The organism is Clostridia bacterium (assembly GCA_017438525.1).
Taxonomy (GTDB): domain Bacteria; phylum Bacillota; class Clostridia; order Oscillospirales; family RGIG8002; genus RGIG8002.
In genome coordinates this window covers 1-23872 of record JAFRVI010000065.1, presented here as the reverse complement: position 1 = coordinate 23872, position 23872 = coordinate 1, and the positions used below count along the sequence as shown (strand labels likewise).

Annotated in this window: 9 protein-coding genes; 6 read left to right on the top strand and 3 right to left on the bottom strand. The window is 56.9% G+C overall.

Features of this window, described 5'->3' with window-relative positions; genetic code table 11:
* The 3 genes from IJL83_06215 to IJL83_06205 all read right to left on the bottom strand — a co-directional run.
* The coding region (locus tag IJL83_06215; protein ID MBQ6553190.1) for a family 16 glycosylhydrolase at positions 1–3261 on the bottom strand (3261 nt) is incomplete at its 3' end.
* 53 nt (positions 3262–3314) lie between these two features.
* A complete protein-coding gene (locus IJL83_06210; GenBank protein ID MBQ6553189.1) occupies positions 3315–6704 on the bottom strand; it encodes a family 16 glycosylhydrolase in 3390 nt (1129 codons plus the stop codon).
* A 16-nt stretch (positions 6705–6720) separates the two neighbouring features.
* Positions 6721–10089 carry a family 16 glycosylhydrolase gene (locus IJL83_06205; protein MBQ6553188.1) on the bottom strand — a complete coding sequence of 1123 codons (3369 nt, stop codon included), beginning with the start codon at positions 10087–10089 and terminating at the stop codon, positions 6721–6723.
* Positions 10090–10359: 270 nt separating this feature from the next.
* Between IJL83_06205 and IJL83_06200 the strand changes: the two genes are divergently transcribed.
* The 6 genes from IJL83_06200 to IJL83_06175 all read left to right on the top strand — a co-directional run bounded on the left by IJL83_06200 (position 10360) and on the right by IJL83_06175 (position 23838).
* The gene (locus tag IJL83_06200) at positions 10360–13593 is read left to right on the top strand and encodes a hypothetical protein (protein MBQ6553187.1); all 3234 of its coding nucleotides are present in this window, start codon (positions 10360–10362) and stop codon (positions 13591–13593) included.
* Positions 13594–13722: 129 nt separating this feature from the next.
* Complete coding sequence (locus tag IJL83_06195; GenBank protein ID MBQ6553186.1) at positions 13723–16650, top strand: metallophosphoesterase; 2928 nt, start codon at positions 13723–13725, stop codon at positions 16648–16650.
* A gap of 128 nt (positions 16651–16778) precedes the next feature.
* A complete protein-coding gene (locus IJL83_06190; protein ID MBQ6553185.1) occupies positions 16779–18485 on the top strand; it encodes a leucine-rich repeat domain-containing protein in 1707 nt (568 codons plus the stop codon).
* A gap of 222 nt (positions 18486–18707) precedes the next feature.
* On the top strand, positions 18708–20294 hold the full coding sequence (locus tag IJL83_06185; protein ID MBQ6553184.1) for a leucine-rich repeat protein: 1587 nt from the start codon (positions 18708–18710) through the stop codon (positions 20292–20294).
* A gap of 641 nt (positions 20295–20935) precedes the next feature.
* The gene (locus IJL83_06180) at positions 20936–21547 is read left to right on the top strand and encodes a hypothetical protein (GenBank protein MBQ6553183.1); all 612 of its coding nucleotides are present in this window, start codon (positions 20936–20938) and stop codon (positions 21545–21547) included.
* A gap of 110 nt (positions 21548–21657) precedes the next feature.
* The gene (locus tag IJL83_06175; GenBank protein MBQ6553182.1) at positions 21658–23838 is read left to right on the top strand and encodes a leucine-rich repeat protein; all 2181 of its coding nucleotides are present in this window, start codon (positions 21658–21660) and stop codon (positions 23836–23838) included.
* The last annotated feature ends 34 nt before the right edge of the window (positions 23839–23872 follow it).

Below are 23872 nucleotides of genomic sequence, written 5' to 3'. Positions count from 1 at the left end.
GGCGTCGATCGCGCTCTGCGCGGAGTACGGGTTCGCTTTGACCGCGTTTGCGTTTTTCAGCGCCGCGGCGTAGGGTGCGTAGCTCTCGGCGGTGTACGCCGTTTCGTCATAGAACGGCAGCGCCTCGAGCGCGGAGAAGTCCGCCTTTTCGGACGCGATGCCGTCAGGCAGCTCCCAGAAGGCGACGCAGCTTCTCTGAGTGATGAATATCTCGGCGGCTATGTGCTTGCTGTCCGCGGAGAATAGGAACTTATCGATGTAGCCGGTATCGCTGCGGTTGGATTCGAGGATGCAGCGGATGTGGCCGTCGGCGTCGTAGACGCGGATCTTGCCGTCGTTGGACGCGGCCGCTATAACGCTGAAATCAGGCGAATACTTGACGGTGGAGATAAAGGACTGCGCGCCCGCCATACGCCTGACGAGCTTTCCGGTCGTGACGTCGAAGAGTCTGGTGCAGAAGTCGGAGCATCCGACGACGACGCGGCTTCCGTCGGCGTTCAGCGCGACGGAGAGGATGTCGTATTCGCCGGGTCCGTCAATCGCTTTGACAAGCTCGCCCGTAGCGGAATTCCAGACGCGGATGACGCCGCGGGTGTTGCAGGTCGCGAGGCGGCTGTTGTCGCCGCTGAACGCCATCGCGCTGACGAGTATGTCGTTCTCCAGCTCGGCGACTTTTTGGAAGTCGGCGGAGTAAAGTATCGCCTTGCCGTCGGTGCCGGATGCGGCGAAGCGGCCGTCAGCGGCCATAACGAGCTCGCGGCCGTAGGTGTTGTAAGGATCCTGCATAACTATCTCGCCGGTATCGAGATCGAATACGTAGACGTTCTTCGCGGTGCTCCTGCCCTCCGTGGAATGAGGTCTGCCGAAGAGCAGCAGATACTTGCCGTCCGGCGTAATCGCGCATTCCGCGCAGGAGGCGTAGCTGCCTTCGATTATTCTCGGGTTGCTGAAATTGCCGTTTTCAAAAACGAGTATCCGTCCGGCGTTGACGCTGCCGCGGTCGTTGCCGCCCTGTTCGACGACGACGTATTTGCTGCCGTCGGGCGAAACGGCTCCGCTCCACGGGCAGTCGGCGTAGTTGACCGTGCGGGACAGGTCGAGGGTGCCGGTGGGTATGTCATATACCATTATTTTGCCGCTCTTGCCGGTGATGAACGCCTTGTTGCCGGTGCCGTCGGGGACCATCACGTTCTCGATCTCGCTGGAGTGATCGTAGAAAGCGAAGTTTTGGTACGCTTCGACGGGGGAGTCGGCTTGGGGAGTCGCCTCTTTTGTCTTTTTATAGTAGTGGATGTAGTTGATGTAGTAGAAGCTCTCATCGGGAGTGTTGTCGGGAAGATAGCTGATCCCGTCCTGCTCCTTTTTGGAGGTGTCTATGGAGGTGTTGAGTATCATATACATCGGGTTGGAGAGGAAGGAATACTGCTCCTGATTGACGTCTATCGGCATTACGAAGAAGAGGATATCGTCCCAGAACCAGCGGACGCTGTCGGCGTCCCATTCGACGATGTAGCTGTGATAGTCTTTAGCGAGGACGTCGTCGGTGAGCATCTTTCCGGTCGCATTGCTGCCCTGAGTGTAGCCGACGCCGGAGTCCGCCATGCAGTGGATGGTGGCTATCGGAGAACTGTCGCCGGTATAGTTGCCGCGTTCGCCGTTGCCGACCATTTCGATGATGTCGAGCTCGCCGCAGGCGGCCCAGCCCATCGTGGAAGTACCCATCATCCAGCCCGCAGGCCAGATGTGGTCGCCTTCGGGCAGGCGCGCGCGGATCTCCATCCTGCCGTAAGTGAACAGGTGGTTGCCGACTGAGTCGAGATACGCGCCGGTCGCGAGCAGATCCTCCTCATGTCCGGGAGTCTGGTAATAGCGTGCGGTCTCATCGCACGGGGCGGTGTCGGTGCGGATGACGAGGTTGCCGCTGACGACGCCGTTGTCGTCGCAGTCCTCAAAGTACATATTTTCCGGCCCGTCGCGGTGATAGATCGGCTCTCTTACGGGGCGGAACTTGCCGGTGCGGTTGCGCCATACGGTGCGGTCGACTTCGCCGTCGTTGAACTCTTCGGACCAGACGAGCCGCCAATTGTCGCCGGGGACCTCGTAGATATCGAAGGTCTTGGTCGTGCCGGCGCTCTGGCAACGGACTCTGCCGTCGAGCGAAGTGGTGAGCTTTGTTACGCCGGAGATCTGGATGGTGAAACTGCCTTTCTTATAGTTGAATGCCCATTCCTGATTGGTGTCAGTGAGATTGGGGACGATGTCGTCAAGCGAGGGGGCGACGCCGGTGGTGTTGGCGTAGAGCGCCGTGCCGTAGTGACGGTTGATTATGCGGTAGCGCGACGGACTGGAAATATCGCGGCAGATCTGCCATTCCTGGCTCGCTTTACCGGGCACCGGCGCGGTGAGCATATACTTGCCGTTGCCGGTGTCTTCGACCATTTCAAACACTTTGTCCGGCTCGCCGGAAAGGGTGATCTTGTAGTACTTGGTGCTGTCGAAAGACGGAGCGGTCAGCTTCGTTTCAGTGTACTCGTAATCGGACGCGGTTTCTTCCGCAAGCACGGCGTGCAGGTCGCTGAAGGAAACGAGCGAGGCGCCGGTGAAGGTCAGCGAGATGTAGTTAAGCGTGCCGTCGAGCGGGAGATCGCCGAAGCGGTCGAAGGGGAAGAGGTAGTATCTCTCGCCCGCGGTGATAACGACGTCGGAAAGAGTGAAGACGCAGTCGTTCGCGCTTCCGCGCCTGCCGACTTCGAGGTCGAGCACCGCGTCAGCATCGGCGGAGATCTTCAGCGCGAAGCCGTCGCAGTCGTCCGTCGCGACGCCGAAGGGCGAGTCGCCGGAGATGCCTTCACGCGCGGCGTTGGCATAGCGGAGCGGACCTTCGCCGGAAATCGTGATAACGCCTTCCTCGGCGGAAACGCTTCCGGAGTTAAGTTTCATCGCCGATATCGCCGCGGCGTCTATGTTGACGAAGCCGATGAGCGGCGAGCGCGTATAATCGGTCAGCGGCGCGAGTGCGGTAACTGCGGCGTTCAGAGCCGCCGCCTCGGCGCTGCCGTCGCCGCCCGCCTGTTCGACTGCCTGCGCTCTGTCGTAGCAGTCGCGCAGGTAGCCGCCGGTGTGGGCGGTATAGAATCCGTAAAGCTCCGGTTTCGCCGCTTCGAGCGCGGCGGAAAGGGCGGAGTCCGCGAAGGTGACGGCGCCCGCGAAGAGCGAGCAGACCATGATCGCGGTAAGGATCGTTGCGATGATTTTCTTCATACTGAGTCTCTCCTTTTTGTTTTTTCTTATCGTTTCGGCGCAAAGCACCGTTATCAAAGCAAATCGGCAAGTCCGACTGCCGCGCGGAGTATCGCGAGCGCATCGGAGACGGTTATTTCGCCGTCGCCGTCGACGTCGCCGGAACGGATGTCGTTTTCGTCCGGATCGGCAAGTTTTGCGGCGAAGCGGAGGGCGCGGAGCGTGTCGGAGACGGTGACTTCGCCGTCGCCGTCAAGATCGCCCCTGAGGACGTATTCTTCGAGCGCGGCGGCGGCTTCTTCGACAGCCGCAAGCGCAGCGTCGATGACCGCCTGCGCGGAGTATCTGTTCGCTCTGACCGCGTGCGCGTTTTTCAGCGCGGCGGCGTAGGGAGCGTAACTTTCGGGTGTGTATGCGGTTTCGTCGTAACAGGGAAGCGCGTCAAGCGCATAGGGATCGCCGCCGTCGGCGGGTATGAGATCGGACGGAAGCGTCCACGCGATCGGTCCGGACCGGTAGTCGTAAATGCGGCGTATCGACATGACGGCGGAGTTATCCGCACAGATGACGGAGGTGTCGAACCAGCGCGGTCTGCCGTTTTCCGTCAGCAGCGCGAGCGGATGCCCGTCGTCGGCGCGGAAAACGCCGATCTTGCCGTCGGTACCGCCGAGAAGCAGAAGCTTGCCGTCGACGGAATAATTGACTGCGGTGACGAACAATCTGCCGAGGCAGGGGCGCGCGGCGAGCCGTCCGGTCGCGAGGTCGTAGACTCTCGCGCAGGAGTCGCCGCAGGCGGCGGCGAGGCGTGTTCCGTCCGGCGAAACGGCGATACGGTAAACTTCGTCGCCGAGCGAGGCGAGGAGCGACGCGGCGCCGCTTTCGATATCATAAACGCAGATATTGCATCCGCCGTCGGCGGTGAAGAGTTTATTTCCATCGGGGGAGAAGGCGAGCGAGATCACTCTTCCGCCCGCGGTGAAACCGCCGAGGTCGGCGTCGGAAGCGGAACGCACGCGCACGGTGCCGTCGAAGCACCCGTAGGCGTAAACGCCGCTGCCGTGGACTGCTATGCTGTCCACCCAGCTGCCGGTGTATTCGCTCTTGATCAAGCGCATATTCGACGCGTTGTAAACGTAAAAGTAATCGCAGAAACCGCTCGAGTCGTTAGGTTGTCCGCCGGCGTAGCAGCGCGAGCCGTCGGGACTTAACGCGACAACGGGCGAGTTTGAAGCGAAGTCGGTTTTGGCGCTTATGCTCAATCTGCCGTTGTATGCCGCGACGCCGCCGGTGTATCCGGCAGCCGCGCGGCTGCCGTCCGCGGATAAAGCGCAGCTTTTTATCCAGTACCGTTCGCCGCCGATCTCGGCGCTGTAAAGCTCGCTCATATCCCCGACGCTGAATATCTTGAGCGCGGAAGAACCGCTTGCATACAGCATTTTATCCTGCGCGGCGTCAGCGGCTCCGGCATTGGCAGGATACCAGAACTCCCGGCTGAAATCATACGTCGGAATCGCGCGGTCGAATTTTATTCCGTCCTGCGGCGCCGCCGAAGAGCGCGGCTTCATATAGCGGACGTAATCGACGTACATGAACGCCTCGGCCATATCTTCGGGCAGCTGATAGTCGCCGGGCCCGTGCAGCGCAACGTTGATGCGTATGTACATCGGGTTTTCCTGCAGCGCGGAGGCGAGCGCGGCGTCTTCGACGTTGACAGTCAGATAGAGTATATCGTCGAAGTACCAGCGCAGCTGATCCTTTTCCCATTCAACTGCGTATATGTGATAATCCTCGGAAAGACGCTCCGGGCAGTAGAGAAAACCGTTTGTCGAGTAGCCGCCGAGCTCGCGGTGCTCCCCGTTTTCGTCGGCGTAGTGGAAGGTTGCTATCGCTTTTTTGTCGTCCCTCCAGCCGTCGGACGGGCCGGAGCCGACCATTTCGAGAATATCGATCTCGCCGGTGAGCGGCCAGAGGTCGTCGTTTCCCATCATCCACAGCGCGGGGAATATCCCCTGACCGTGCGGCATTTTCACGCGAAATTCATACCTGCCGTAGCCGAACTGCACGTTATCCTCGGTGCTGACGTGCCCGCTTGTCGCGGGGCGCCCGCGGTACTCTCCCTCGAAGGTGTGTATCACGAGATTTCCGTCCTGCAGAAAGACGTTATCTTCGCTGTCGCGGAAGGCGTAAGCGTTTTCACCGCCGTCAACGACTCCGTCCCTGACGTTCCAGACGTTTCTGTCGAGAGCGCGGCCGTCGAATTCGTCGCTCCATACGGTGCTCCACTCGGGCGCGGCGACGGAGACGATCTCGAAGTATTTGATCCCGCTGGTCAATGAGACGAATTTCAATGATGATCCGGTATAAGAGAGACGCTGATTACCTGAAAAAGTGAACGAGAATCCGCGGTGGTTGTTATAAGAATAGTTGAAAACCTGCTCGGGCTCGGTGAGATTCGGGCGCGAAGCCGATATGACTGATCCGCCGTTCGCGTTACATCGAAGGGCGAAGGCGTAGTGTTTGTTTATGAAGCGCACCGCGTTGGCGGAGGACGGGTCGGGACATATCAGCCAGAGCTGACTGTCGTCGTTCGGGTCATCCTCGGTGAAAACGCAGCATCTGTCGCCGGTATCTGTTGGAGTAAGCATCGTCAGCGCGAGCGAAGTGCCTTTTTGCAGCAGTTTGAAGTATCCGCCGCCATCAAGCGCCTGCGGCGTGACGGGCGTTTCGGAATACTCCGCTTTCCGCGCGCCGTCGAGCGCTCCCGCGCAGCCGTGCAGGTCGGAGAAGGATACCTCGTCCGCGCCGGTGAAGGCAAGTGAGATGTAATTGAACATTTCGTCGGGCTGACAGCCGAAGCGGCTGAAGGGGAAGAAGTAATAACGCTCTCCTGAAGAGACCGCGATATCCGAAATCGTATAGACGGAGCGGCTTTCGCCGCGCGACCCGATCTCAAGGTCGAGCGCCGCATCGGCGGAAGAATCGATCTTCAGGGCGATTCCGTCCGCATGCGGCGAAACGGCGCCGAAGGGGTCGGGGCCCGCGATGCCGCCGGAAACGGCGTTGCAGTAGCGCAGAGTGCCGCCGCCGGAGAGTGTAATAACGCCGTCGGCGGAGGATACGGAGCCGGAATTCAGCTTCATCCCAGCGATATCGGCGTCTGTTACGTTGTCAAACCCGCCGAGTTTGATGCGTTCGTAATCACCGAGCGGGATCAGTCCACCCAGCGCGTTGCGGAGCGCGGATGCGAGCGCGGCGTCGGTGCCGCCGGCCGCTTTTGTTGCCGCTGCGCGATCATATACGTCACGCAGGGCGTTTCCGGACTGCAGCGTGTATAATCCGTAGAGTTCCGGCTTTGCCGTACTCATGGCGCGGTCGAGCGAATCCGCAGCCGCCGTGAAAGCGGCGCCGGAGAAACAGGCGCATATTAAAGCCGCGATCAAAACGGCTGCCGTTAGTTTTTTCACCGGATTCGTTTCCTCCTTAAAGCGCGTCTGCAAGTTTGGCGGCGACGCGGAGTATCGCCAGTGCGTCTGAAACGGTGATGCGTCCGTCGCCGTCGGCGTCGCCGATGAGTATGCTTTCCGGAGTTTCCTCCGCGAGCTTCGCGGCGATGCGGAGCGCGGCGAGCGCGTCGGAAACGGTTATCTCTCCGTCGCCGTCAAGATCGCCCTTTATAAAGTCGGCGCCCGTTTCGACGAGCGCGCCGGCGGCTTCTTCGACAGCCGCGAGCGCGGCGCCGACAGCGGACTGCGAGGAGTATCTGTTCGTCCTGACCGCGTGCGCGTTTTTGAGCGCTACGGCGTAAGGAGCGTAGCTTTCGGCTGTGTAGACCGCTTCGTCATAATAGGGCAGCGCGGCAAGCACAGAGGAATCAGAGCATTCAGAAAGCAGCTCGGGGATGCGCCATCCGGCAACCGCGGAGGAAAAATCCTCCCGACCGCGTATAGCCATAACGGAACGGTTGTCGGGGCTTATCGCTATGGTGTGATACCACGTTCCGCCGCCGGCTTCGTCATAAAGCAGAGCGAGCGGGAGTCCGTCGGATGCGCGGTAAACGCCTATCCTGCCGTCCGTGCAGCCGAGCAGCAGGAGCTTGCCGTCGGCGGAATATACGACCTCGGTGACGGTGAGTCTGCCGAGGCAGGGGCGCGCGGCAAGCCGTCCGGTCTCAACGTCGTAAACTCTGGCGCAGGAGTCGCCGCAGGCGGCGGCGAGCCGTTTCCCGTCGGGCGAAACGGCGAGCTTGTAGACCTCGTCGGCGCAGACGGCGAGAAGCTTCGTTTCGCCTGATGCGATATCATACTTGTATATCTTCAGCGCGCCGTCGGCGGCATAGATCGTTTTGCAGTCGGGAGAGAAGGCGAGCGAGATAACGCGGCCTTCGGCGGTGAAACCGCCGAGGTCGGCGTCGGAAGCGGAGCGCACGCGCACCTTGCCGTCGAAACAGCCGTAGGCGTAGGTGTCATCGGCGGCGACGGCTATTGAGTCGACCCAACTGCCCGTGTATTCGTTGGCGATCTCCGTGAGGTCTTCGCATTCAAAAATGCGGAAATAATCGCAGTAGCCGTTGCTCCTTTCGTTCGGAACGGCGCCGTAATAACAGCGGCTGCCGTCGTTGCTAAGCGCTATCGTCGGGAACATCCCCTCCGCCATCTCGGTCATGGGCACCAGCAGGTCGGTCTTGGACACGGTTATCTTGCGTTCCCTGCCAAAGACGGCGGTGCTGCCGTCGGCGGAAACCGCGCATGACATAGACCATCCGGAAGTCATGAGATTGCGGGAGGCGACGTGGGTCATGCTCGTTACGTCGTAAATAACCGCCACCGTGGCGGCGTTGCAGTAGACGAGGCGATCGGTCGCGGCGCAGTAAGCGCCGATATGTGCGGGCGACCAGATGGCTTCGTAATAGTCGGGCGAGCCCGATTCGTATCCGTAGGGAATAGTATCCGCGGGCTTCGCGCGGACGCCGCTCTTGTAATATCTGATATAGTCGATGTAGAAATATGCCTCATCCGGCATACCTTCGGGAAGCTGATTGTTCCCGGGACCTTCTATCGATGTGTCGAGTATCAGGAACATCGGGTTTTCCTGCAGGGTTATCATCTTTTCCGGAGTATCCGAATTCACGGTCAGATAGAGCGTGTCGTCGAAATACCAGCGCACCTGTGTTTCGTCCCACTCTATCGCGTATGTATGGTAGTTTTCGGAGAGCTTTTCGACGTGTCTGAGCGTATTCCCGTCGGTGTTGCCGCCTTCCTCGATATGAATGCCGTTTTTGTCATAGTGGAAGGTGGCGATGGAACCGCGTTCGCCGAGGTAATCATCATCCGGTCCGGAACCGACCATCTCGACGACGTCGATCTCGCCGCAGCGCGGCCAGCGCTCATCCTCGCCCATCATCCAGAATGCGGGCCAGATCTTGCGCCCCTCCGGAAGCTTCGCCCGCATCTCCATTCTGCCGTAGGTGAACTGCACCTTCTCCTCGGTGGAGAGGTAGGCGCTCGTGGCGTGATAGCCGAGGTATTCTTCTTTTATAGTCTTGATGACGAGGTTGCCGTCTTCGATATAGAGGTTGTTCGGGCTGTCGCGGTTGAACATCGGCTCGGTCGGGCCGCGGTTTTTGGCGTTCATGACGTACCATACGCTGCGGTCGAGCGTATTGAATTCATCGCTCCAGACCTGCGTCCACTCTTCACCGCCGGTGCATACGACGTCGAAATACTTCGTCGCGGTGTCGGTCCCTGAGAGCCGCGCTTTTGAGCCGAGGTATGACAGTTTTCCGATGTTGGCCAGATAGAAAGAAAAGCCGCGCGTTCTGTTATACGTGCAGGACCATTTCTGCGCCGCGTTGGTGTAATCGGCGACGCTGAGCGTGAGCGAAAGACTGCCGTCGGCGGACTGCTGCAGCGAAAGCCCGGTAAGCTTGTTGACAAGTCTGAAACGCGAGGTAACGGCCGGATCGCGCACGATCTGCCAGAGTTGAGAATCGTCGTTTCCGGCGTTTGCGGCGAAAACAAGTTTTCGCGTACTTAATTCGTATACGACCGTCAGCGCGAGATCCGTATCGTGCTGGAGGATCTTATAGAACTTCGCGGGGTCGAAGTTCTGCGCGGTCATCGGTTCTTCGGAATAAACGAATTCCGCGGCACCCTCGGCTCCGGCGGAAGCGGCGTGCAGGTCGCAAAACGAAACCGCGCTTGTTCCGGTAAAGGTCAGGGAAATATAGTTAAGCGTGCCGTCAAGCGGCAGGTCGCCGAAGCGCTCGAAGGGGAAGAAATAGTAACGTTCACCATTGGCAACGAAAACGTCGGAAAGCGTGAAAACGCAGTCGTCCGAACTGCCGCGCCTGCCGATCTCGATATCGAGCCGCGCATCCGCGGCGGAATCTATCGCGAGCACGAATCCGTCGGCGTCCGGAGTCGCCATGCCGAAGGGGGAGGGGCCCGCAATGCCGCCGCGAACGGCGTTGCAGTAGCGGAGCGTTCCTTCGCCGGAAAGAGTAACGGCGCCGTCGCATACCGAAACTTCGCCGCGGCAGAGCTTCATAGCCGCGATATCTTCGCCGTCGAGCCCGCTGAAGCCGATCAATGTCTCGCGCTTATAGTTTTCAAGCGGCGCGAGCGCGTCGAGCGCGGCGAGAAGCGCGCTTCCGTCGCCATCACCCGCTGCTGCCCTATCATAAGCGTCGCGAAGCAGACCCGCGCTCTGCGGCGTGTAAAGTCCGTAAAGCTCCGGCTTCGCCGCCGCCATCGCTTCATCCAACGGAGCGGCGGACGCGAAGAAGACAGTCCCTGCCAAGACGGAGAATATCAACGCTATGACAATTATGAACGCAGTCGTTTTCCTCATCGCTTCCTCCGGTTCCTGCCTGTATCCTGAATCTGCTTCATAATAATAATATCATAACGCGTTCGTCAAGTCAACATATTATAGCGATAAATCGGCGCAAAAACGCGCGCAAAATATCACGCATTCGTAAAAAAATCACAGAATGACAAGAAATTGCGCAGGGACGACGATATAATTGAAATGGCATTATATTTGCGCTTGCGCGTAGGGAGGTAGAGTGATATGAAATTGAAAAGTTTTTTTGCGATTATATTATGCTCGATGCTTTTAATGAGCGTATTTGCCGGCGTTCCGGCTGTAAATGCTTCCGAAACGGAGTATATCTATGCGGATATGACGGGATTTGACTCATACACACGCGTTGTGCTCGCGACGGTAGCCGTTTCCGGCGTGAAATCGCCGCAGCCGTCGAATGCGGAGCTGCCCGGCGAGGGTGTGGAGAAGAGCGTACGCTTGACCGCTATCGCCCGCGACAGCGGCGAAAACAGCTTCAGCATTGCCTCCTGCCGCGCGCCCGACGCGTCTTTTGCCAATCCCTTCAAGGACGGCGCGCATATCGACCCGATCATTTCAGGGAAAAACTATAATATGTTTGACGGAGTCGCCCTTGCCGACAGCGTCGGCATCCGCTTTTGCGTCGCGACCGGAGCATCCGGCTCCGTTACCGCGGTCGCGGGAAAAGCGCGCCTGCAGTTCGGCGTCTCTCCTTCGCGCGGAATGTCCGTGGAGGAAATATACAGCGAATATGAAGAGGGCTTCATCTTTGAAACTACAGACTATGAAATAGGCGCGGACGGATTCGTCAACGTGCTGTTTGAATCCGCCGTACCGATCGACGGCAGGACTCCCGCGGATGCGGACTTCCTTGCCGATTACCTGCCGCGTGTGAACGCGATGAACATCATCGTGACGCCCGACGCAGCGATAACCGGAGGTGAATTATTTTATATCGGCGGCCTGCGCGCTTACCGCGAGCGCTGCGAATACGACGTATACGCCTCCTCGGACGGCTTCTGTGGCGGAACGGTGACGATTTCCGGCATTTCGGAGCACGAGGGAACGCTCGCGCTGGAAATGGACGGCAGTCCAATGCCGGTCTATTACGAAAAAACCGTCCGCACCGATTCCTACGGGCTTAACAGAATAGAATACCGTGTGGACACCGCCGCTGCGGGCGACGGAAGCCACGTCTTCCGCCTGCTGCTCGACGGTGATTGCGTCTGCGAAAAGACGCTCTGCTTCGATAACACGCCGCCGTATCTCGCATACAGCAGCGTTAAAAACGGAGGCACGGCATCTTCCTCCGGCACGATAGATATGCGCGCGGCTGACGGCGAAAGCGGAGTCGCCGCATTCTCCGTCCGTCTGGACGGCGCCGCGATAACGCTGCCGCACGGATATTCCGGATTAGCCGCCGGCGCTCACTCGCTCACGTATTCGATAACCGACCGCGCCGGAATGACCCAAAAAGGTTCGATAATCTTCAGCGTCGGAAGCGGAGTATCATACGGGGATTTTTCCGCGGACGCAGGCAGCGCGGCGGTTGAAATAAGCGGCGCGAACGGCAAGACGGCTTACGCCTACTCCGCGGGCGCGGCGCTGCCGGTGACGGCGTACGAAAACGCCGCGGCGCTCGGCGAGCTTTCCGCGAAAACGCCCGCGGGAGAGGCGGCGTTCAGCGGCCGCGCCAAGGCCGTGACGCTTGACGAGAGATATCCCTATCAGGCGTTCGAAGTTGACGTTTCCGGTGTTGCCGGCGAAGAGATCTACGTTTCCGCCTCCGCCGCTGCGAACATCGGCGAAACGCTCCGACTGACGGTATATAACGAAACGGAGTCGCGATGGGAAGAGCTCGCCCGCGCCCGTATGGAAGCGAACAGCGTGACGCTTTCCGCATCCGCCGCGCTCGCCGATCGCGTTTCGGAAGGGAAAATGAAATTCCGCGTCAGTCTGCTTTCCGTGGATAACGGTGCGGATGACTTCGCCTGGTGCACCGACGCGCAGCATATGGTCCAGCACAACTACGAGGACGGCACCTACCGCGACTATACCTATTACGTCCGCGATCAGTTCAATCTCTTCGTGCAGGAATACGGCGAAGGCAAGATCGGCTACGTGATAAACACCGGCGACATTTCCGACGAGCCGAACAACGCGGAGATGTTCGCGGAATGCCGCGAGCTCAGCAACATACTCGATAACGCGAACATCCCCAACGGAGTCGTCGCCGGCAACCACGACGCCAACTGGACGAATTGGTCGACCTATTACGGCAAAGCGTTCTATGAGCATCAGGACTGGTGGGGCGGCGATTTCGACAACAACAAGGGGCACTACGATCTTGTGACTATCGGCGGCAGGGACTTTGTCTTCGTTTGCCTCGGCTGGACTATGGAAAACAACGCTGCGGCGACCGCCTGGGCGCGCAAGGTCTTCAATACCTATCCGAACCGCACCGGCGTCATCGCCGTCCACGGCTATCTCGGGACCGACGGCGAGATACTTTTTAACACCGCAAGGAAGTTCTGGGCGATCGCCGAGGACTGCCCCAACGTCGTGATGATCCTCTGCGGCCACGAGCCCGGCACGGCGCGCAACATCCGCTACACTGCGGACGGCAGACCGGTGCTCGAGCTTCTCCACGATTACCAGTCGGGTTCGCCGTCGAATATGTGGTGGCAGTGGCTTGAGGGCGGCAGTGGACTTTTCCGCTACGTCACGGTCGGCGACGGCACGATAACGAACCGCACCTTCACGATCTCAAAGCAGGATTACATCAGAGTTTACAAGCGCAACCCGGACGTCGACGGCGCCTACTATTATTGGGATAAGGACGAGGAGAACTTCACTATGCCCGTCCGCCTTATCGATAACGAACGCAGAGTCGAGAGCTTCTCCTTCACCGCGCGCACCGTTGAAGAGGGCGGGCAGGCGGCGTCCGCGGTCGTGACAAACGGAAGGGCGAGCTTCACCGGACTTCCCGAGGGGCTCTGGTACGTCGTGTGCGACGGCGAGACTTCGGCGGTATATCCATCCGAGTGCGGTTCGGCGCCGCAGCCGCTTATTACCGGCGCCTACGGCGCGAATGATACGCTCACGGTCCGCTGGGAGCTGCCTGAAAACGCAGCCGCCGACGGCTTCATAATCCGCGCGGACGGCGAGACGCTCGCTGAACTTGACGGAGACGCGAGAGAATACGTCGGTGCGCTTTCCCGTGCGGTCGGCGAAAGCGCAAGGGTCTGCGTCGTTGCCGTCAGCGGAAAGGGAAGCGCTGTTTCCGAAAATCGCGACGTCGTCTTCTCCGGTGTGTCCTTCACCGCTGCGGACGTCGACGATGACGGAGAAGTTTCCGTCGCGGACGCGCTTGCCGCGCTGCGCATGTCCCTCGGGCTCTATGACGGCGTGACCGCGAAACGCTGGTTCGCCGCGGACGTCGACGGCGACGGAGAAGTGACGGTCAGCGACGCGTTGCGCATCCTGCGCCGCGCCGCGGGTCTGAACTGATGGATAACGGAGGTGAGCGCGATGAAGCGCGAAACAAATAAAACTGACACAAAAAAGACGCTGCGATCGACGGCCTTGATATGCTGTTTTTTAATCGCGTTTTCTGTCGTTTCCGGCGCGTTTTACTTTGTGTCGGGAGCGGAACGGCAATACATACTGACGGAGCTGAACGGCTTTTCCGGCTATAACCGCATCGCGCTTGCGACCGTGTATATAAACGCCGTGAAGGCGCCGGCCGCGTTCGACGGCGGCGAAGCCGCGCCCGACGTGACGAAGGGCGTCCGCGTGATCGGCGCTTCTTCGGAATATGAGAGCTTCAGCGTCGCGACCTGCCGTGCGCCCGATTCGAGTTTCGACGATCCGTTCGCGCAGGGCGCGCATATCGACCCGGCTGCCTCCGGCAGTACTTTCAACGCGTTCGGCGAAGTATCCGCCGCCGACAGCGACGGTATCCGCGTCCGTATAATGACCGGCGCCGGCTCCGAATCCGTCGCGCTGCGAGGATCCGTCCGCATACGTGCGGCTGTAACCCCATCGCGCGGGCAGTCGACAGCGGCGCTGTATACAGATTACGATAAGGGATTTGTTTTCGAGACTGATGATTACCCCGTCGGAGACGACGGTTTCGCCTATATTTACTGGGACGGCGCGGAATGCGTCGACGGTTTCACCGCCGATCCCGAACTCTTTGCGTCGAAGTATCTGCCGCAGGTCAACGCGCTCTGCTTCGTCGTGACTCCCGAAGAGGGGGTGGCCGTCGACACCTACTACTATATCGGCTCGATGAGTGTATTCCGCGAATACCATGAGGACTTTTGGAGCGCTGACGAAAGCGGCGTTTACACCGGCGTCCGCGAGTTTAATCTGCGCACGATGGGCGGAGTTTTTCCGCGTCTGACCGTTGACGGTGAAGTTATCGAACCGGATTACGAACGCATAGACGCATACGGCGATCGCAACACCGTATGCACACTTGACACAACCGCTTACGCCGACGGTGCGCACACTCTGCGCATGACCGTCGGCACACGCCTCGCCTTCGAGCAGAAGGCGGTGTTCGACTCCGCCGCGCCATACCTCGTATCCTCCTCGATCGAGGACGGCGCCGTCGCCGCTCCCGACGCGACGCTCGATCTGAAGATCGCCGACGCCGCCTCCGGCGTTGAAACGCTGACAGTGCGGCTGGACGGTATGGAAGTTACGCTTCCGAAATCGCTTTCCGGCGAAGAGGCGGGAATGCACCGCGTCGCGTGGAAGGCGACCGACCGTGCCGGATTTACCGCGCAGGGCTCCTTCGCGTTTTACCTTTCCGCCGCCGATTCGTTCGGCGACTTTTCCGTAGCGCTCGACGGCAATTCCGCCGTGCTCGACGTAGACCTGCTCGGCGCGGAGAACAAATCCGTTTCCTTCACCGGCTATACGACCGCGCTTCCCGTGACCGCCGTCGGCTCGGACGGCGAAGCGGAAACGCCGCTTTCCGCCTACTCCGTTTCCTCCGCGACCGGCGGGAAATACCCGACGCAGACCTTCGACGTCGACGTCTCCGGATATGAAAAAGCGAACTTCACCGTTTCCTTCACCGGCGGCGCGAATCTCGGCGAAACGCTCGTGCTCAGCGCGCTCGATCCCGCCTCGAACGAGTGGGTGAAGCTGACCGACGCGCTCGTCGACGCGCCGTCCGTAACGCTCGCCGCCGACGTCCCGACCGCCGCCTACGCCGATAACGGAAACGTCCGTTTCCGCGTCACGCTTTTCACCGTCGATAACGGCTCCGACGTCTTCGCGTGGACGACGGATACGCAGTATTACATAGAAAAAGACTGGGACACCGGCCCCAGAGACATAACCTTCTATATGGAAGAGCAGTTCGATCAGATCGCCGCCGACTACCTTGCGGGCGACATCGGATATATGGTCAACACCGGCGACACGGTCAACACCATGAACGAGGAAAAGGAATACGTGCTCGCTCAGCAGATATATCAGCGTATATATGCGGCGGGAGTCCCGAACGGCATACTCCCCGGCAACCATGAGGTGTGGGCGCCCAGCTTCAGAATGTGGCAGAAATACTTCGGCGAGGAGTTCTACCGCGGCTGCGACTGGTACGGCGGCGGCCTGAACGACAACGTCAACCACTACGACCTGATAACCCTCGGCGGCAAGGATTTCATATTCCTCTATATCGGCTGGACCGACGAAACCTCCGCCGCCACGATAAAGTGGGCGAACCGCGTGCTCTCGACCTATCGCAACCGCACCGCCGTCGTCTGCTTCCACGGCTATCTGACGCCGAAAGCGGAGTTCCTTACGCAGTACGTCACCGCCGAGGACTTCTGGAACGCCTACCTTCAGGATAACGAAAACGTCCGTCTTGTTCTCTGCGGCCACGAGCCGGGCGTCGCGCGGCGCACCCGCGCCGCGTATGACGGCAGAAACGTCACCGAACTGCTCCATTGCTACCAGATGGACCCGGAAAGGTGGTATAACTGGCGCGACGGCGGCAGCGGACTTTTCCGCTATATGACCGTTGGCGACGGAACGATAACCAGCCGCTGCTTCTCCGCGTCGCGCGGGAGATACGAACAGTCCCTCGGCCATAACGTCGACGCGGACGGCGGTTATTACTATTGGGATATGGACGAGGAAAACTACACGATGCCGCTCGAATATGTAGACAGTCCGCGTGTGATAAAGCTCGTTTCCTTTGCGGCGTATGATCCTTCCTCGGCGGTTTCGCTCGGCAGGGCGACCGCGGGCGCGGAAGGATGCACGATCAGCGTTGACGACCTCGCCGGCGCTGAAGTCTGGAAGGCGTCGATACGCTCTGCTTCCTCCGGCGTCTTCGCGCTTGAAGCGGCGGCGCCGCTCGCGGCGGGCGACGCGGACGGCGACGGCGAAGTCACCGTCGCGGACGCGCTGCTTGCGCTGCGTGCTGCGCTGGGGCTGAAAGAGCCCTCCCGCAGAACGCGTATCGCCTGCGACCTTGACGGCGACGGCGAAGTCACCGTTTCCGACGCGCTGCTGATCCTGCGGAGAGCCGCGGAACTTGGCTGATACCTGCAAAAACAGCGTGATTTTGCATATTTTTTAACATTCGCACATAAAATCAAAATATTTTGACCTTATAATACGTATTAAACGGATAATTGTCTAACCGAAAAACTGATTTGCGGAGAAAACAGATGGCGATTTCAGCAAAAAAGACAAAAAAACTGCTCTGCCTGCTGCTCGCGCTGATAACGGCGCTTTCGGTATGCTCTCTTTGCGCGTCCGCGGAAACGAAAAGCAGCGGGGAAGAAGAGGAGGAAAACGTCCTTTACGAAGGCGATTTCTGTTACGTCGTCAGCGGCAAAAACGCCGTAATAATCAGGTATATCGGCAAGGGCGGCAACGTCGTTATACCCGAAAAGCTCGGCGGCCTGCCCGCCGCACAGATGCGCGGTACCGCCTTCCATGATAACGAAGACGTCGTTTCCGTGCAGCTCCCCGCGGCGATGCTTGACATCACCGACGAGCAGTTCTGCCTCTGCGAGAATCTGAAAAGCGTGACCGTCGCGTCCGGCAATCCGGTTTACACCTCGGTCGACGGCGTGCTCTTCAAGGATAAAGGCAAGACGATCTGCATACATCCCGCGGCGCACTCGGTTCAGTACGATATACCGCAGGGAGTCAAAAAGATCGCGCCCTTCGCGTTCTTCACTAACAAGCGGCTGACGACCGTCACGATACCTTCATCCGTCAAGGAGATCGGCAGAAACGCTTTCTACGACTGCTCGTCCCTCCGTGCCGCGCACATACCGGACAGCGTCACGAAGGTCGGCGCCGGCGCGTTCTCCTGGTGCATCGCGCTGAAGGATCTGCGCGTGCCGGATAAGCTTTCGGATATCGGCAGGCGCGCCTTCTACCCGACATACGCCACCACCCACGCGGATGACGATTTCGTGCTCCTCGGCGACGGCGTGCTCGTCGCATACCTCGGCAACCCGCGCTACGTCACGATACCGAGCTACGTCAAGGCCGTCGCCGACGTATTCTACGCCAGCGAGGAGGTCGAGGAGGTAATAATCTCCGAAGGCGTGGAGCGGATAAACGACAGCGCCTTCTTCGGCTGTACCGCGCTCGAAAAGGTCGAGATCCCGAACAGCGTCAAAAAGATCGGCGACTGGGCGTTTTACGGCTGCCCGAAGCTGCGCGGCGTGAACATACCGGACGGTGCGGAGCTCGGCGCCTACTCCTTCGGCGCCTGTGAGAAGCTGAAGAGCGTGTCCGTCAACTGCAAGGAGGTCCCCTCCGGCGCGTTCGAATACTGCACGCGGCTCAGCAGCGTAGAGCTCGGCAAAAACGTCGAGAGGATCGGGCATTACGCCTTCTACGCCTGCGAGGCGCTCGGCGAGCTGAAGCTGCCAAAGGCGGTCACCGAGATAGGCGAGAGCGCCCTTCGCCGCACGGCGATAACCGCGCTGACCCTCAGCGATAATATCGAATCAATAGGCCCTTATGCCTTCACGGATAACGACGGCATAGTGCTGACCGTCACAGACGGGACTTACGCGTATAAATACGCGAAAAAGAACGGCTATGAGATGAAGGTCAAGGAAGCGACCGCCGACACCAAAAAGGCGGACGACAAAAAGAAGAAAAACGAGCCGAAAGCCGACGAAGCCGGATTCTTTGACAAGCTGCTCGAGTTTTACGAGGAATACAAGCTGTACGTCTTTATCGGCGCCGGTGCGCTCGTCCTGCTCATAGTGCTGCTGGTTGTCCTGCTCGCCGCGCGCAGACGCCGCCGCCGCAGACTCGCGGGCGAAGCGTCCGTACCGAACTCCGAGCCCGCGCTGAATCTCCCCGGCATCTCCGCCGACCCTCCGCCGGAGGATAATGAAGAATAAACCATAGAGAAAAAGCCCCGCGCACGGGGCTTTTTTCGATATATGCCGCTTTGCCGGTCAATTGCTTGTCTCAATTATCTGTAATTAAGTATTTGTTATCTGTGGTTAAGTATTTCGTAAACCCCCTTGACAAATTCAGGGGGGTATTATAAATTATAGATAGATATACTCAACCGTATCAATAGAATTATCGCGTGTATGTGAACTAACGGAGGTAATACTATGAAAAAACTCACCAAGATCATTTCCGCGATACTGACGGCAGTTATGCTGCTCAGCTTGTTCGCGGTGCCTGCCGTCGCGTATGCGGACGGCGGCGAATGCGGCAACGGCGTGACGTGGACGCTTGAAGACGGCGTCCTGACCATCAGCGGCACCGGTCCTATGGAGAATTACCTGAAGTATAACGCTCACTCCGCGTTTCAGGGTAACCCCGATCTGGACCGCCTTGCGCCGTGGGGAACGGATATCAAAAACGTCATTATCGAGGACGGCGTAACGACTATCGGCGACTTTGCGTTCTATAACTGCAAGCAGATAGAAAGCATAGAGATCCCCGCGAGCGTCAAGGTCATAGGCAAGAGCGCGTTTGCGGACGCGGTCCTGCAGACGCTCGTCCTGCCGGAAGGCGTTGAAGAAGTGAAAGAGTACGCGTTTTTCGACTGTGATCTCAAAAGCAACGATTTCCGTATGCCCGACAGTCTCAGGATAATCGGCGAAAAAGCTTTTCAGTGCTATATGGGTATGATTGAGATCGGCAAGGGCGTTGTGGATATAGGTAAGGAAGCTTTCGGCAACAACGTGGTAATGAGTATCCCTGACAGCGTACAGCATATCGGCAAAGACGCGTTCAAGATAACTTCTTACTACAAAGACGAGAGCAACTGGAGAATGGACGCGCTCTATATCGGCAAGTGGCTGATAAAGGTCAAGGAGAATACCAAACTCGAGTTCTTCGTCGTCAAACGCGGCACGGAGCACATCGCCGATTATGCTTTTGAAAAATGCAAGTCGCTGAAAGACGACATAATACTTCCGAAGAGCTTGAAGTCCATAGGAAGAAACGCGTTCCAGGCCTGCAGTAATCTCGAAGCGCTCGACATACCGGAAGGAGTGACGGATATCGGTTACGGCGCATTTTCCGGGTGCAAGGGCTTGACCGAACTCAAGCTTCCGGAGTCGATAACCGAGATAGACGATCAAATGTTATCCGGCTTGAGCTTTGAGCAATTCGAGATTTCGGATAACGTGGAACGTATAGGCGAAGGCGCTTTTATGAGTTGTAATTATCTGAAGAGTATCACGATCCCCTCAAGCATAAAAAGAATAGAGTCGTGGACGTTCACAAATTGTATATCGCTCGAGGAAGTAAACCTCCCCGAAGGCCTTGAAAGCATTGGTGATTTCGCTTTCCTGGCATGCGCCTCTTTGCGCAGGATCGTTATTCCCAGAAGCGTTACAAGCATCGGGATGGGACTTTTCTATTTCAACGTTCCGACGCCTACGGATATAGTTATGGCGGTATACGAGGGCTCGTATGCGCAGACCTACGCCGAAGAAAACGGCGTTCCTTATGAGATAATCGGTTCCGATAAGCCGGTAACGGTACCGCAGTTCAAGCCGGCCGTTATCGATCCCGACGGCGACGGAGAGATAACCGTAGCGGACGCGCTGTGCGTGCTGCGTGCGGCGCTCGGGCTTGTGGAAACGACACCGGAACTCCTCGCCGCGTCCGACATTGACGGAGACGGAGAGCTGACAGTTTCGGACGCGCTCAAATTCCTCAACGTTGCCGCGAAGATGAAGTGATAAGTTGAAATCAAAATAGTTAAGTCAATCAATTATATTTACGGGCGACTCATATGAAGAGTGTTAAATTAATCAGCACTATTATGGTTAGCGTACTGTTGTTAATGTGTTCGTGTACCAGATTAAATGGCAGTAATGCCATAGAGTCAAAAGAATCGTTCGACGGCGTTTTTGAAATGCTCGAAATGGTTCAATCGGATAACGGCGGCGTTGTTTTTGCTGTTCGCGAGTGTGATGCCCCGTATGATGAAATCTTATTGTTTACGTCCCGATATTCGTATGCGCACGGGGCTGAGGCTTATTGGGCGAATAATAATAACGATTTCTTCATTTTGTCACATGACGTAGGGGTCATACCGTATATTTTCAAAAGCAACACGTGGGAATCGGGATATATAATCAGGATTACAGAATCAGCGCATGGAAAGGGTTCTGCCGATTTGATAAAACTCTTGGATAATACATCGGTCGAGTATGATTATGATAATATCCCGAAAGAAATAATTGAATACTTGATTAACAGGAATAATTGACTATGTTTAATCAATTATTCAGAGTACAGTATTGTCAGTATAAAAATGATATACTGTTTAATTGGTGAAACGTGCGGGTTTTTAATTACTAGTAAGAGGTGTATAATATTGAAAAAGTTTTATTGCCCATATTGTGGTGAAAAGTCATTAACCGCCTTGCAAAAAACTTCTTTTAGATCGCAAGCGTTGCCTATAAGAAGAACGATAGTAAATAAGGGGTGGCTTTCTTGCAATAACTGTGGTAAAGAGGTCGGGACACTGGCATCGGGGAAAGGCTTTTTGATTCAGATAATACTGTTGTTGTGTTCTCTAGTGCTTTTGGTGCTTTTAGTATTGTTTATTTCTATAAAAAAGTTTCAACTGGCTCTTTATACCGCCCCTGTCATTTTTGTATTACTGATTATTATGATGATGGTGAAGTATAAATACGATGTATTCATCAGAAAAGCAGTCGGGAATAATGATATTATCGCCAAAGCGTCGATAAAACTGAACACCGAATTTCTTGAACAGCAGATATATATTATCCGCGCAAAATACAAAAACAAACGCAACGTTGAATCAATGTATATAGCCGCGCTGTCGAATTATTCGCCCAAAGACGCTACCTGCGACGTTAGGTTTATAAAACCGGCGGAAGCGGCTGGACTTATCGAAGCAGGCAAATTTGAAGTTTACGATGATGATAAATTAGTCGGCGCCGGCGAGTTCATTAGCTAAAGATGCATAGTTTTCCGTTTTTATGCAGCCGTTGTAATAGTATTTCTGAAAATATGACGATTATCAATATAAACCACAATGTGTTTAAAATAACAAAAGGAGTCAATATTATGAAAAAGTTCACCAAGATCATTTCCGCGATACTGACGGCGGCGCTGCTGCTCGCTTTGCTTCCGGCAGGGATGATAGTCCGCGCCGAAAGCGGTACCTGCGGCGATAATCTCACGTGGACGCTTGAAAACGGCGTCCTGACTATAAGCGGCACGGGGAAAATGGAAGACTATTCTATATGGGAGGATTATCCTGCGCCGTGGGGAAGAGCCGTTAAAAGCGTTATCATATCGGAGGGCGTGACAAGCATCGGGTGCTATGCGTTCTATGATTGCGCAGAGTTGACGAGCGTCAGCATACCGGACAGTCTTAAAAACATATACAGTTACGCGTTTTACAGATGTACCGGTCTGACCGACACAGCACTGCACGAAGGAGTCCAAACAATTGAATATGGCGCGTTTTCCGGCTGCACCGGCCTGACGTCCGTCGTGATACCCGACAGCGTGGTATGGCTTGGCGATGAGTTGTTCTTCGGTTGCACGGGTCTGACGTCCGTTTCGATAGGCAGCGGTTTGGAGAGCGCGGGAGGCGCCATGTTCGCCGAATGTCCGAATCTTGAAACCATAACGATAGCGGAAAGCAACCCAAACTATCACGTTTCCGGGAATTGCCTTATAGATACGAGATATAAGTCTCTGATTGCCGGCTGCAAAAACAGCGTTATTCCCGCAGACGGCAGCGTGAGGAGCATAAGCGAGGCGACGTTTCAGGGTTGTACCGGTCTGACGAGCGTTTCAATTCCGGAAGGTGTTGTGAACATAGGGCAGTTGGCGTTTTCCGGCTGCACCGGTCTGACGAGCGCCGAAATACTTGACACAAGCGACACACTCCTTTTCATCGGCGCCTGGGCGTTCGAAAACTGTTCAAATTTGAAGAGCATAACAATATTGAGTCGTAACACTGGTATCAGCACCGAGGCGTTCGTGTCTTGGAAAGACGAGGATGGCGACGGTGAGTTCGAAGCGTATTATCCGACAACGTTGAGGATATACGAGGGTTCACGCGCGCATCAGTATGCGCTCGCTAACGGTATACCGTATGAATTCATCGGCGGTTCAACCGCAAAGGGCGATCCGGACGGCGACGGGCAGATCACCGTTGCGGACGCGCTTTCCGCGCTGCGCGTTGCCGCGAGACTCGCGGAGTCCACCGACGCGCTGATCGCCTCCTGCGATATCGACGGCGACGGCGTGATCACCGTAGCGGATGCGCTTTCTATACTGCGCGTGGCGGCGAAGCTCGCGGATCCGAGTTCGCTCGATGGCGCGGAGCCGGTTGAACTTTTGCATATTCAGGTAACGACGCTGCCGACGAAGATAAGATATATTAAGGGGGAACCGCTCGACGTCTCCGGTGGAGAGGTCACGCTTCACTACGACAACGGCTCGGATAAGACTGTCGCGCTGACGGCGGATATGGTCACCGGTTTCGACGGTTCCACGGTCGGTGTTTATACTCTTACCGTAACATATTGCGGTAAAATGACTACATTTAATGTTACTGTTGTAGAAGATGAAACGGTATTGCGCATAGCGGTGACCAATTTACCGAAGACAGCATACAAAGTCGGCGAAGAACTGGATGTTTCAGGCGGTGCAATCACGGTTATATACAATGGTTGGAGCGAATGGATCCCGATGACCGTAGATATGGTCAGCGGTTTTGATAACTCCATTGTCGGCACTCAAGTGCTTACGGTCTCTTATGGCGGTGCGACGACAACCTACAATGTTACTGTTAAGGATCCGGCTGCCAAAGTGACAGTCAGTGTAGAGACGGTCGAAGCTGCTCCCGGCGCAAAGGGAGTAGAAGTCAAGATTATTGTTAACGCTGCCAGCAAATGGAACTGGGTTAGTATGCAATTGTTTTTTGATCCGGCCGGATTGATTTACAAGGGTTACGAAACGAATCCGGTTTTGAATGATGAAATCAATGCCGGAGAGAAGATCAATTTTTATATGGATGATACTACCGCAAAGAACGGCACAATCACGACGTCACTCTCTTCCAAAAAAGAGGAGGGCAATAATTACGAATATCTCTTTGTAATGAAGTTTGATATTCCGTCCGGAGCGTCAGGTTTTAAGCATATAGTTGTCGATGTTGCTGCCCTCAAGGATCGCGAAAACACAGACATACCCTTCGTCGCGGTGAACGGCGGGATAATCGTTGCATAAGCGTTTTAACGCGGACTTATTCAGACAGCCGCCG

Excerpts from the sequence above, each read along its gene's own strand:
- IJL83_06190 (MBQ6553185.1), top strand. The coding sequence starts at position 16,779 with ATGGCGATTTCAGCAAAAAAGACAAAAAAACTGCTCTGCCTGCTGCTC.
- IJL83_06185 (MBQ6553184.1), top strand. The coding sequence starts at position 18,708 with ATGAAAAAACTCACCAAGATCATTTCCGCGATACTGACGGCAGTTATG.
- IJL83_06175 (MBQ6553182.1), top strand. The coding sequence starts at position 21,658 with ATGAAAAAGTTCACCAAGATCATTTCCGCGATACTGACGGCGGCGCTG.
- IJL83_06200 (MBQ6553187.1), top strand. The coding sequence starts at position 10,360 with ATGAGCGTATTTGCCGGCGTTCCGGCTGTAAATGCTTCCGAAACGGAG.
- IJL83_06205 (MBQ6553188.1), bottom strand. The coding sequence starts at position 10,089 with ATGAGGAAAACGACTGCGTTCATAATTGTCATAGCGTTGATATTCTCC.